Consider the following 11923-nt stretch of genomic DNA (forward strand, 5'->3'; position numbering starts at 1 on the left):
AACTCGATAATTCCGACTCGGGCGTATATTTCCACGAAAAACGGGGGAAATATCGAGTTCAGGCCACGCGCCGACCTGCATCGCAGGCTGAATAGGTGTGCGTTCCGGATGCTGGGACACTGGAGGCGTGAATGCCACCAGCACGACTCCCACTCGACAGAGCGAGGCGACGCCCTTCGCCTTGCCCGCGCGATCGCTCGAGGGTGTCGGGAAACGGCCGTTCGGGATCTACATCCACGTCCCGTTCTGTGCCACCAGGTGTGGGTACTGCGATTTCAACACCTACACAGCCGGTGAGCTCGGAAGCTCGGCGTCGCCGCAGTCGTGGTTGGAGGGCTTGCGACACGAACTCGATCTCGCGGCCGAGATGACGGGCGCCCCGGCAGCGGAGACAGTGTTCGTGGGCGGTGGAACGCCGTCGCTGCTCGGCGGCGACGGGTTGTCGGACGTGCTGTCGGCGGTGCGGAGCAGCTTCGGCCTGGCGTCCGGCGCCGAAGTGACGACGGAATCGAACCCCGAATCGACGTCGCCGGAATTCTTCGGTGCTCTCCGCAGTGCCGGATTCACTCGGATTTCCCTCGGTATGCAGTCTGCCGCCCAGCACGTTCTGAAGATCCTCGACCGCACGCACACTCCCGGCCGCGCCGTTGCGGCCGCGAAAGAGGCTCGTGCAGCTGGTTTTTCGCACGTGAACTTGGATTTGATCTACGGAACGCCGGGGGAGCGCGACCAAGATCTGGACGCCTCGCTCGATGCGGTTCTCTCGGCCGACGTCGACCACGTCTCGGCCTATGCGCTGATCGTCGAGGACGGCACCGCCATGGCTCGAAAAGTTCGGCGCGGCGAATTGCCCGCCCCGGACGACGACGTGCTGGCCTCGCGATACGAACGAATCGATTCACGCCTGTCCGAGGCAGGCTTGCAGTGGTACGAGGTCTCCAACTGGGCAAAGGCGGAAACCGCGGACTCCGGTGACACCCGCTGCCGTCACAACCTCGGCTACTGGGACGGCGGTGACTGGTGGGGCGCCGGTCCGGGCGCGCACAGTCACGTCGGCGGAGTGCGGTGGTGGAACGTCAAGCACCCGGCGCGGTACGCGGAACAGTTGGCCCTCGGTGAACTTCCCGTCGGCGGCAGTGAAGAACTGACCCCCGAGGACGAACACATGGAGCGCGTCATGTTGACCGCACGGTTGCGTACGGGACTTCCGTTGTCGGAACTGTCTGCATCCGAACGACTTTCGGCCGAACAGGTGGTAGTCGACGGGTTGGCCGTGATCGAGAACGATCACGTGGTTCTCACCGACCGTGGTCGTCTACTTGCCGATGCGGTGATCCGCACGATCCTGACCTGACGCGCCTCCATCCTTCGCCGCGTAGCGTTACCGCGGTGGCCATCATTCATCGTGCGCAGTTGAATCCGTCCAAGAACGACCTGCTCCGAGCGTGGGTGCCCAAGCAGCCATGGATCGGGTCGGTCGACTGTTCGTCGCTCGAACGCGTCGACGCCTATCGTTTCGACGACCCGGACGGTGAGGTCGGAATCGAGACGCACCTGATGCGCTCGGCCGACGGACGATTTCTTCAGGTCCCGCTCACGTATCGTGGCGCTCCGCTGGACGGGGCGGAGAATGCGCTGATCGCGACCATGGATCATTCGGTACTCGGCGAGCGGTGGGTGTACGACGCGTGCTGCGATCCGGTCTACGTGAGCGCGGTGGCAACCGCGATTCTGACCGGTGGGGCCGGAGTCGATCTGGTTTTCGCGGACACCGCCGATCACATCCCGGTGACGGCTCACGTAGTAGGCAGCGGTACGGCCGGCGCGTCGGTACCGGCAGTCGAATCCGTGACCTGCTCGACAGTCGGCACCGACACGATCGTCAGCGCGGGAGATCTGGAATTGACCGTGGTGAGAGTGATCGACGCAGACCGAGTGTCAGGCTCGGCGACGCTCACCGGAACCTGGCCGGGGCAGACGAATCCCGCATTGCTCGCGTTCGTCGGTTGAGTCTCGGCGCCTGAGCCGCGTGAGCGTCAGCGGACGCCCTCGATGACACCGGGCATCGCGTCGAAGTCGAAGACACGCGCGTGCAGCACGACGCGGTTTCGCAGGGCCGAACGAACCGCTCGGTGCAGGCCGTCTTCGAGGTAGAGAGTGCCGCGCCACTGCACTGCGTGAGGGAACAGATCGCCGTAGAAGGTCGAGTCCTCCGACAGCAGGCGATCGAGTTCGAGGACCTTCGTGGTGGTCACGATCTCGTCGAGTCGAACCTGACGTGGAGGGAACTTCGACCAGTCGCGTAGAGACAGTCCGTGATCGGGATACGGTTTGCCGTCCATCACGCCTTTGAAGATCATGTGCCGCCTTGTCCATGGTTGTGCGATCGACCTTTCGCCGATCTCACTCCACAGTAAGGGCAACAGCCGTCTCTGGCGCTCGGGCGATTAGACTGCCAGTGGGAACCGATGTGTAAATGTCGGTGTTCGTTCTGTTCAGGAAACGGAGGTGGCAACGATGTCGAGTACCGACGACAGGCGTTTCGAGGTCTTACGTGCAATCGTGGCCGATTACGTCTCCACCCAGGACCCGGTGGGATCCAAGGCCCTGGTCGAGCGTCACAACCTCGGAGTGTCGAGCGCCACGGTGCGCAACGACATGGCATTCCTCGAGGCCGAGGGCTACATCGCCCAACCTCACACCAGTTCCGGGCGCGTCCCCACCGACAAGGGATACCGCGAATTCGTCGATCGCATCGCCGACGTCAAGCCCATGTCCGGGCCGGAGCGTCGAGCGATTCTGGAGTTCTTGGAGTCGGGGGTCGACCTCGACGACGTTCTGCGTCGCGGTGTGCGACTGCTGGCGCAACTGACCCGTCAGGTCGCCGTCGTCCAGTACCCGTCGTTGTCCGCGTCGTCGGTTCGGCACCTCGAGGTGGTCGCGCTGACGCCCGCGCGTCTGCTCCTCGTTCTCATCACCGATTCCGGCCGCGTCGATCAGCGAATCGTCGAGCTCGGTGACGTCCTCGAAGACGAAGACCTTTCCCGGTTGCGCACGCTTCTCGGCGGTGCCCTGGAAGGCAAGCGCCTGGCCGCCGCGTCGATTGCCGTCGCGGAACTGGCCGACGAGTCACCGGCCGACCTACGCGACGCCGTGATCCGGTCGGCAACGGTTCTCGTCGAGACCCTGGTCGAACATCCGGAAGATCGCCTCGTCCTGGGCGGGACCTCCAACCTCACGCGCAACGCCGCCGATTTCTCCGGTCTGGCCGGCTTCCCCGGTTCACTGCGCGCAGTGCTCGAAGCACTGGAAGAGCAGGTAGTGGTCCTCAAACTGCTCGCTGCGACGCAGAATTCCGGCACGGTCACCGTTCAGATCGGTGAAGAGACGCAGGTCGAACAGATGCGCGGAACCTCCGTGATTTCGACTGGCTACGGCGCGGCCGGTACCGTTTTCGGTGGTGTCGGTGTGCTCGGACCCACTCGGATGGACTATCCGGGAACAATTGCATCGGTTGCCGCCGTTGCCAGATACATCGGCGAAGTTCTCTCCGAGCGATGACGGACGTCGACATTCGTCGGCACGCCTCCTCGCGAGGACTGAGGAAAACCTAGAAGTAAGAGAAGGACGAGAGACTCAACGTGGCACGGGATTACTACGGATTGCTCGGCGTCGACAAGAACGCGACAGACCAGGAGCTCAAGCGCGCTTACCGCAAGCTGGCACGCGAACTGCACCCGGACGTCAACCCTGACGAGGCGGCGCAGGCCAAGTTCAAGGAGATCTCGACGGCCTACGAGGTCCTGACCGACCCGGAGAAGCGTCGCATCGTCGATCTCGGCGGAGACCCACTCGAGTCCGGTGGCGGCGGCGGTGGTGGCTTCGGCGGCGGATTCGGTGGCGGTGGCCTCGGCGACGTCTTCGAAGCATTCTTCGGCGGCGGTGGCGGTGCAGGTCGTGGCCCGCGCGGTCGTGTTCAGCCCGGCGCCGACTCGTTGCTTCGCACCAAGCTGACCCTCGCAGAATGTGCGACGGGAGTCAGCAAGCACGTGACCGTCGAGACGGCCATTCTGTGCGACAGCTGCACCGGCGCCGGAACCAACGGCGACTCCAAGCCTGTCCGCTGTGAGACCTGCAACGGTGCCGGCGAAGTTCAGTCCATCCAGCGCTCTTTCCTCGGCCAGGTCATGACTTCGCGTCCCTGCCCGACGTGCCGCGGTGCCGGTGAGACCATCCCGGATCCCTGCCACAAGTGTGGCGGCGACGGCCGAGTTCGGGCCAAGCGCGACATCACGGTGAAGGTCCCGGCGGGCGTCGCCGGTGGCATGCGCATCCGTTTGACTGCGCAGGGTGAAGTCGGCCCCGGCGGCGGACACCCCGGCGACCTCTACGTCGAGATCGTCGAGCAGCAGCACGACGTCTTCGTTCGAGACGGTGAAGACCTGCACTGCACCATCCGCGTTCCCATGGTCGACGCAGCACTCGGTACCACCGTCACCGTCGACACCATCATCGACGGCCCCAAGGAAATCACCATCGAGCCAGGCACCCAGCCCGGGCACGTAGCTGTTCTTCGCGGTCATGGCATGCCGAAACTGCGGTCGGGAGTGCGCGGCGACGTGCACGCTCACCTCGAGGTGGTCATCCCGAGCCGTCTCGATCACAAGCAGTCCAAGCTGCTCAAGGAATTCAAGCTGCTCCGCGATCGTGACGAGGCCGAGGTTGTCTCGACGGCCTCGCAGAACAGCGGTGGACTGTTCTCGCGTCTTCGCGAAGCATTCAGCGGCCGCTGACGGTGGCCGCAACGGTCTTCTTTCTCGACCCGGTTCCCGGCGTCGGTGAAATCGCAGTTCTGGACGGGCAGGAGGGTCGCCACGCGGCCACTGTCCGCCGGATCGGTGTCGGCGAGCGACTGGTGTTGGCCGACGGTCGTGGCCGGGTGGCCGACGCCGAGGTGACGAGTGTCGGCAAGGATCGCCTGGAGCTGTTGGTCAGTGACGTTCAGGTTCTCGAGCAGCCCAAGCCGTTGGTGACCCTGGTTCAGGCACTTCCCAAGGCCGAGCGCTCCGAGTTGGCTGTCGAACTTGCCACCGAGGCGGGGATCGACGCCGTGATTCCGTGGCAGTCCCTGCGTTGTGTCGCCAAATGGGAAGGCCCGAAGCTCGCCAAGGGCGTCGCTCGCTGGCGAAGTGCGGCGGTGTCTGCGGCAAAGCAGTCCAGACGCGCGTTCGTTCCGGAGATTGCGGAACTGCACAAGACGCCGGCGGTGATCGCGTTGGTTCGCGACGCCGTTACCCGCGGCGCTGTGGTTGCGGTGCTTCACGAATCGGCGACGACGCCGTTGGCCGGCTTGCCGCTGGCGAGCGCAGACGAGGTATTTCTGGTTGTCGGTCCCGAAGGTGGGCTGGACGATTCGGAGATCAGTGCGTTGTCGGAGGCCGGGGCCACTCCGGTGCTTCTCGGCCCGACGGTCCTGCGCACGTCGACCGCCGGGGCTGTTGCTCTGGGCGCGATCGGAGTGCTGACCGATCGCTGGGGACCACGGCCACTGCACTGATCGTGCTGTGATCCCGGGCTGAATCGGATCCGGCGCTCAGCGAAGTGTCAGATTTGCGCACTATCGTAAGGACGTCGGGGGTCGCCTTCGGCGTGAGTTGGTTCGGGGATTTCAGGAGGCCAGATGTTGTCACGTGCGCATATGCGAATCGTTGGAGCGGTGTGTGCCGTGGCGGCGATGATGCTCGTCGCGGGGTGCACAGTCTCCACGGGAGACAATCCGGGTTCCTCCAGCAGTGCCGTCACCACTACACCGACCAGCGAGGCTCTCGTCACCGTCACGCCGGCGGACGGCGGAACCCCGGTGAGTCCACTCGACCCCATCGAGGTCCAGGTCGCGAAGGGAACACTGACGACCGTCGCGCTGACCAATCCCGAAGGTAAGGAAGTCGCCGGTATCACGACGCCGGACAAGACGTCCTGGAAGCCGAGCGAGCCACTCGGGTACGGCAAGACCTACAAGTTGGTCGTCGACGCCGTCGACGCGAATGGTGTTGCCACGACCAAGAACACGACGCTGACCACCGTCGCGCCGAGTAATCAGACCCGCGCGTACATCAACACCACCGGTGGCGCCTCGATTTCGGACGGTGGCACGTACGGTGTCGGCACCGTCGTCGCCGTACATTTCGACGAGTTGATCGGTGACAAGGCCGCGGCCGAGAAGTCTCTGCTGGTCACCACCAATCCGCCCGTACAGGGATCGTGGTACTGGGTCGACGGTCAGAACGTTCACTGGCGACCGCAGAACTACTACGCACCAGGCACGACGGTCTCGGTGAACGCGAACATCTACGGCAAGCAGCTCGGCAACGGACTGTACGGCCAGCAGGACGACACCGTGTCCTTCAAGATCGGCGATTCCCACGTCTCTGTCGCCGACGACAACACCAAGATGGTGACCGTCTACGAAAACGGTCAGGTGATCAAGGAAATGCCGACCTCGATGGGAATGGGCGGCACCGAAACGATCGGCGGCACGACGCTCTCCTTCTGGACCCAGCCCGGGACGTACACCGTGATGGACAAGGCCAATCCCGTCATCATGGATTCGTCGACCTACGGTCTGCCGATCAACTCGCGCCTGGGCTACAAGGAATCCATCAACTGGGCCACCCGCATCAGTACGGACGGTATCTATCTTCACGAGTTGGAGAGCACCGTCTGGGCGCAGGGAAACACCGACACCTCGCACGGTTGCCTCAATCTGAGTGCGGCCAACGCCAAATGGTTCTTCGATTTCTCGCAGCCGGGAGATGTCGTCGAGATCAAGAACACCGGCGGCGCTCCGCTGGAGGTGTGGCAGAACGGCGACTGGACCCTCTCGTGGGCAGACTGGGCCGCAGGCAGCGCCCTCGCCTGAGATAGATTTCCTCGGTGCCTCGATTCAAGATTCCGTACGGCCGACACGAGCAGCAGTTCGGGCATCTCTACGTTCCCGACGGAGTCGCTGACGGCCCGATCCCGATCGTCATGCAGATCCACGGCGGTTTCTGGAGCGGGCAGTACGGATCGACTCTGGGCACCGCATTTGCCGTCGAACTCGCGCGGCACGGTGTCGCGGTGTGGAACATCGAATACCGCCGCCTCGGAGCGGGCGGTGGTTGGCCGGAGATGTCCGCCGACGTGAAAACGGCGTACGACGAGATCCCCGGACTGGTGGCCGCGAAGTCCTCGGCCGAATTGGATCTGAATCAGATTCGCCTGCTCGGGCATTCGGCCGGCGGACATCTTGCAGTGTGGCTGGCGGGGGAGAAGGACACGTTCACCAGACCTGAACGGGTCATCGCCCAGGCTGCCGCACTCGATCTGGCGTCGGCAGGCGAGCGTGGACGACGGATCAGTTTCATCGAGGATCTGTTCGGCGTTCCGTTCGACGCGGACCCGGATCTGTATCGCGGTGCTTCGCCACAGCATCGACTGCCGATCGGCGTCCCCGTTGTCTGCGTCACGGGTGCGTTGGATCTGCAGGTGCCGGCCAAGGTGAGCTCCCGATACGCGAAAGCCGCGGAAGCGGCTGGTGATCCCGTGGCACTGCGTGTGATCGAGGGCGAAGGACACGACGCATTTCTCTCACCCTCGACCGAGTCATGGCGGGTCTCCCGCGAGTTGGTTCTCGCCGAAGACCCGCTCGCGCCGGGCACGTCAGACTGACACAGGGCCTTGCTGCACCGGGGCCTTCTTGCCCGGCAGGATGAACGCCACGACAACTGCCCCCACGAACAGTGCAAGACCGCCCGCCCAACTGGCCGCCGAAATCGCGTCGGCGTACGCACTGCCGGCCGCATCGAGCAACGGCCCTGCCTGAGCTGCCGCCAAGGGATTGGCTGCCATCTCTTCGGCGACCAACGAAGCGCCGCCGACGGATTCTCCCGACACCTCCATCGCGTACGCAGCCTGTTGCGCCAGCTCACCTGTCAACTGCGGAACCTGCATGCCGCCTATGAAGCCTGCGATCGAATCCTTGTAGCTCGCAGCGAGGATGGAGCCCAGGATCGCGATTCCCAGCGAGCCGCCCAGTTCGATGGCGGTGTCGTTGAGGCCACCGGCGGCGCCGAGATCGTCCTCGGAGAAGTTGTCCATGATGGCGTCGGTGGCCGGCGGTTCACTCAAGCCGATGCCCAGGCCGAGCAGGATCAGTGGGACGGCGAACATCCAGTAGCCCGAATCGCCGTCTACCTGCGTGAGAATCAGAACACCGACCGCGGCGACGACCATGCCGCCGACGATGGATGCCCGGACGCCGATCAGCGGAGTGATCCGGCCACTGACCACGGCGCCGATCGAAACGGCAATTGCCAAGGGCAGCAGACGAACACCGGTTTCGAGTGCGCCGTAGCCGAGGATGAACTGGAACTGCTGTGAGATGAAGTAGATGGCACCGAACGCGGCCAGGAACAGCAGAAGTACGGCGAGCGTCGCGCCGCCGACCATGCGCTGGCCGAGCTTACGGACGTCGAGCAGTGGTTGCGGGTGACGCAGTTCCCAGACGACGAACGAGACGAGACCGATCGCAGCGAGTGCGGCGGCGCCGATGGGCCCGCCGGTCCACCCGAAGTGGAATCCGTTGATGATCGAGTACACGAGCGAGCCGATGGTGACCACCGAGAGTGCGCCGCCGATCCAGTCGATCCGGCCCAGGTGCTCCGCCTTGCTCGGCGGTACCAGGATTACGGCGGCGACGGCAGCGACTGCGGCGATCGGGACGTTGATCAGGAAAGTGATGCTCCAGGAATGGCTGTCGAGAATCCATCCGGCCAACAGCGGGCCGAGTGCGATCGCCAAGCCCGACGTCGCCGCCCACGCCGCGATGGCTCGTGATCGCTCCGCTTTGGGAAAGGTGGCGACCAGAAGCGAGAGTGTCGCGGGCATGATGATCGCGGCGCCGACGCCCATGATCATTCGTGCCGCGATGACGGCGTTGGTGGTGTCCGCGATACTGCCGAAGACGGCGCCGCCGGCGAACACTGCGAGTCCGGCGAGAAGTGCTCCGCGGCGGCTGTACTTGTCACCGATCACGCCGAACAGCAGCATCAGTGCGGCGTAGGGAACGGTGTAACCGTCGATGACCCATTGAAGTTGCGTGCTGGTGAGGCCGAGGTCTCTGGTCATGTCCGGTGCCGCGACGATCAGCGCGGTATTCGCCATCACGACGATCAGCAGACTCAGGCACAACACCCCGAGCGCGGCCCATCGTCGTGAGTACGGCTGGTCCATATCCGAGACAGGTTTGCTGATGAGTGTCGTCATGACGCGACTCCGTTCCTGATGATCGAAGAGACTCCTCGATCTATTTGCACACTGATGTGTAAGTTAATAACTTGCACACCGATGTGCAACTATGATTGATCTAGATCACAGTTGGGCAGTCGAAAGAGGTGGAACGCGCGTTGACGCACTCGGGCACAGTCGTTTCGGGAACTGCCGAATCGGGCGGACGGCAGCGTCGTAGTCAGGCCGCGGCGAATCGCAATCGCATCATCGAGGCGGCGATCACGGCGTTCGCTGCTGACCCGGATGCGAGCATGGACGACGTCGCGAAGGCCGCTGGTGTGGTCAGGCGAACCGTGTACGCGCATTTCGACAGCCGTGAGGCGCTGATCAACGGCATCGTGGACGAGGCGTCGACCGATCTTGTTGCTGCGCTGAGCCAAGCCGGTGAGCCGCCCGAGCGCCCGGATCTGGCGACCGCCGTACTGGCATTGCTGTCATGGCCGGTCGGCGATCGATTCCGGATGCTGCTCAGCTTTGCTCGCAAAGAGTTGGGGGAGCAGCGGATTCTCGATTTGATGGAGCCCGCGCGCGCCGTGAGTATCAGCGTCGTCGAGCGCGGTCAGCGTGACGGAACCTTCTCGACATACCTGCCGGCCGAGACTCTGGTAGCGATGACCGAGGCGATCACGATCACTTTGTTCGATCAGGCCAACAGTGGGCTCATCACGGACTCCGGCGAATCCTTTGCCGCCGTGTGCCTGGTCATCGCGGGTATCAGTCCGGACAGAAGTGCCGAGATCGTCGCCGAGGCGTCGGAATGGATCCGAGAATCGCTGCCGTCCGGTCGCCGCGAGGATTGAGCCGCGACGATTAACAAGTGGGCCGTGTCCGACTCTGGCGCTAGACTTCGAAGTATCGAGGCTCACGAGTCGAGTGGGCTGATCGGACCAGAAAGCAGGCCATATTCACCACGTGAGTGAACACAGTGAACTCGACGGGAACCGTGTAACCACCATCACCGAGCGCGCTCTGCCCGCAGAGCGCACCGTCCGTTCGAGTATGGATCTGGCGCCGGAGACCGTGCGTCAAATCCTGGGGGCGACGGACGAGAATCTCACCGCGATCGAACGTGAGCTTCGTGCCGACATTCATGTACGTGGCGGAACCATCTCCCTGTCGGGGACGGCTGCAGACGTTGCGCTGGCAGAACGTGTGTTCAGTGAATTGGCGTCGCTGGCCGGTCGGGGGCAACCCATCGCACCGGACGCTGTTCGACGAACCATCGGCATGCTCACCAACGAGGTCGGCGAGTCTCCGGCCGAGGTGCTCTCCCTCGACATTCTTTCGCGTCGGGGCAAGACGATTCGGCCCAAGACCCTCAACCAGAAACGCTATGTCGACGCCATCGACGAGAACACAATCGTGTTCGGAGTCGGCCCGGCCGGTACCGGCAAGACCTACCTCGCCATGGCCAAGGCCGTTCAGGCGTTGCAGGCCAAGCAGGTCTCTCGGATCATCCTGACCAGGCCGGCCGTCGAGGCCGGCGAGCGACTGGGCTTTCTGCCCGGCACGCTGCACGAGAAGATCGATCCGTACCTGCGCCCGCTGCACGACGCATTGCACGACATGATGGATCCCGAAGCGATCCCGAAGCTGATGCAGGCCGGAGTCATCGAGGTCGCTCCGCTCGCCTACATGCGTGGACGGACGCTCAACGACGCCTTCATCATCTTGGACGAAGCGCAGAACACCACGGCCGAGCAGATGAAGATGTTCCTGACCCGCCTCGGGTTCGGTTCCAAGATCGTGGTCACCGGAGACGTGACCCAGGTCGATCTGCCGGGCGGGGCCCGTTCGGGTCTGCGTGCGGCGTCCGAAATCCTCACCGGGATCGACGATATTCATTTCGCCACCCTCGACAGCAGCGACGTCGTACGTCATCGGCTGGTCTCCCACATCGTCGACGCTTACGAGCGTCACGAATCGGATCGGTCCGGCGAGTTGGCGGTCGGAAACCGGGCGCAGCGCCGCGCTGCACATGCTCATTCACCGCGGCGGTAGGCTGATCGACGCATCAACCCCTACTTTTCCCAGGAAAGAGCGTCGCACATGAGCATCGAGGTCTCGAACGAATCGGGCATGGACATCTCCGAACCGGAGTTGATCAGCGTTGCCCGTTTCGTGATCGCTCGGATGGATGTCCATCCGGCGGCCGAGCTGTCGATGGTTCTCGTCGACTCCGCGACGATGGCGGATCTGCATGTTCGCTGGATGGACCTGCCGGGCCCGACCGACGTGATGTCGTTCCCGATGGACGAACTCGAGCCTGGTGGACGTCCTGATTCCCCCGAGCCTGGACCGTCGATGCTCGGTGACATCGTGTTGTGTCCGTCTTTTGCTGCCGATCAGGCCGACAAGGCCGGGCATTCACTGGCTCACGAACTGGCATTGCTGACCGTTCACGGTGTGTTGCACCTCCTCGGCTACGACCACGCGGAGCCGGAAGAGGAGAAGGAGATGTTCGGCTTGCAGAACAGCCTCCTCGAAGAGTGGTACGAAGACCTTCGCCGTATCGACCGCGAAGCAGCACTGGCCGAACGCGATCAGAAGCTGCTCGGCAAAACCGGTTTCGTCGACGGAGTGGACCGATAAC

12 protein-coding genes are annotated in these 11923 nt (G+C 63.7%); 10 read left to right on the forward strand and 2 right to left on the reverse strand.

Translation table 11 applies throughout. From position 1 onward, the window contains the following. Window positions 1-127: 127 nt before the first annotated feature. Together hemW and I7X09_RS19360 are read left to right on the forward strand one after the other, a co-directional pair. Window positions 128-1354, forward strand: a complete 1227-nt coding sequence (hemW, locus tag I7X09_RS19355) for a radical SAM family heme chaperone HemW (protein WP_200313310.1) — start codon at window positions 128-130, stop codon at window positions 1352-1354. Window positions 1355-1389: 35 nt separating this feature from the next. Further along, window positions 1390-2010, forward strand: a complete 621-nt coding sequence (locus tag I7X09_RS19360; RefSeq protein WP_166811462.1) for a CG0192-related protein — start codon at window positions 1390-1392, stop codon at window positions 2008-2010. A gap of 26 nt (window positions 2011-2036) precedes the next feature. Here I7X09_RS19360 and I7X09_RS19365 read toward each other — a convergent pair whose 3' ends face one another. Then, window positions 2037-2360: a type II toxin-antitoxin system VapB family antitoxin gene (locus I7X09_RS19365; RefSeq protein WP_003944521.1), complete on the reverse strand. Its 324-nt coding sequence runs from the start codon at window positions 2358-2360 to the stop codon at window positions 2037-2039. 157 nt (window positions 2361-2517) lie between these two features. Here I7X09_RS19365 and hrcA point away from each other — a divergent pair, with 157 nt between their 5' ends. From hrcA to I7X09_RS19390, 5 genes are all read left to right on the forward strand, one after another. Next, window positions 2518-3561 carry a heat-inducible transcriptional repressor HrcA gene (gene hrcA, locus I7X09_RS19370; protein WP_003944583.1) on the forward strand — a complete coding sequence of 348 codons (1044 nt, stop codon included), beginning with the start codon at window positions 2518-2520 and terminating at the stop codon, window positions 3559-3561. Between the two features lie 80 nt (window positions 3562-3641). Continuing rightward, entirely contained in the window at window positions 3642-4793 is a 1152-nt protein-coding gene (gene dnaJ / locus I7X09_RS19375; RefSeq protein ID WP_003944460.1) for a molecular chaperone DnaJ, read from the forward strand. Window positions 4794-4795: 2 nt separating this feature from the next. Continuing rightward, complete coding sequence (locus I7X09_RS19380) at window positions 4796-5557, forward strand: 16S rRNA (uracil(1498)-N(3))-methyltransferase (protein WP_095969764.1); 762 nt, start codon at window positions 4796-4798, stop codon at window positions 5555-5557. A gap of 123 nt (window positions 5558-5680) precedes the next feature. Continuing rightward, window positions 5681-6919, forward strand: a complete 1239-nt coding sequence (locus I7X09_RS19385; protein ID WP_095969765.1) for a L,D-transpeptidase — start codon at window positions 5681-5683, stop codon at window positions 6917-6919. A 14-nt stretch (window positions 6920-6933) separates the two neighbouring features. After that, complete coding sequence (locus tag I7X09_RS19390; protein ID WP_200313311.1) at window positions 6934-7710, forward strand: alpha/beta hydrolase family protein; 777 nt, start codon at window positions 6934-6936, stop codon at window positions 7708-7710. On the opposite strand, the gene I7X09_RS19395 is transcribed toward I7X09_RS19390, so the two are convergent. Then, entirely contained in the window at window positions 7702-9306 is a 1605-nt protein-coding gene (locus I7X09_RS19395) for an MFS transporter (RefSeq protein ID WP_200313312.1), read from the reverse strand. The genes I7X09_RS19390 and I7X09_RS19395 overlap by 9 nt on opposite strands. A gap of 128 nt (window positions 9307-9434) precedes the next feature. Here I7X09_RS19395 and I7X09_RS19400 point away from each other — a divergent pair, with 128 nt between their 5' ends. The 3 genes from I7X09_RS19400 (at window position 9435) to ybeY (ending at window position 11922) form a co-directional block, all read left to right on the forward strand. Then, on the forward strand, window positions 9435-10130 hold the full coding sequence (locus I7X09_RS19400) for a TetR/AcrR family transcriptional regulator (RefSeq protein ID WP_019749021.1): 696 nt from the start codon (window positions 9435-9437) through the stop codon (window positions 10128-10130). Window positions 10131-10242: 112 nt separating this feature from the next. After that, window positions 10243-11331 (forward strand): PhoH family protein, encoded by a 1089-nt coding sequence (locus I7X09_RS19405; RefSeq protein WP_003944580.1) that lies wholly within the window; start codon window positions 10243-10245, stop codon window positions 11329-11331. Between the two features lie 48 nt (window positions 11332-11379). Next, complete coding sequence (gene ybeY, locus I7X09_RS19410; RefSeq protein WP_003944525.1) at window positions 11380-11922, forward strand: rRNA maturation RNase YbeY; 543 nt, start codon at window positions 11380-11382, stop codon at window positions 11920-11922. Window position 11923: the final 1 nt, after the last annotated feature.

The organism is Rhodococcus sp. P-2, from assembly GCF_016598535.1.
GTDB lineage: Bacteria > Actinomycetota > Actinomycetes > Mycobacteriales > Mycobacteriaceae > Rhodococcus_F > Rhodococcus_F baikonurensis.

What these genes read in the sequence shown, in the direction of transcription:
- I7X09_RS19365 (WP_003944521.1), bottom strand. Translation starts at nt 2,360, where the DNA reads ATGATCTTCAAAGGCGTGATGGACGGCAAACCGTATCCCGATCACGGA.
- hrcA (WP_003944583.1), top strand. Translation starts at nt 2,518, where the DNA reads ATGTCGAGTACCGACGACAGGCGTTTCGAGGTCTTACGTGCAATCGTG.
- I7X09_RS19385 (WP_095969765.1), top strand. Translation starts at nt 5,681, where the DNA reads ATGTTGTCACGTGCGCATATGCGAATCGTTGGAGCGGTGTGTGCCGTG.
- I7X09_RS19395 (WP_200313312.1), bottom strand. Translation starts at nt 9,306, where the DNA reads ATGACGACACTCATCAGCAAACCTGTCTCGGATATGGACCAGCCGTAC.
- ybeY (WP_003944525.1), top strand. Translation starts at nt 11,380, where the DNA reads ATGAGCATCGAGGTCTCGAACGAATCGGGCATGGACATCTCCGAACCG.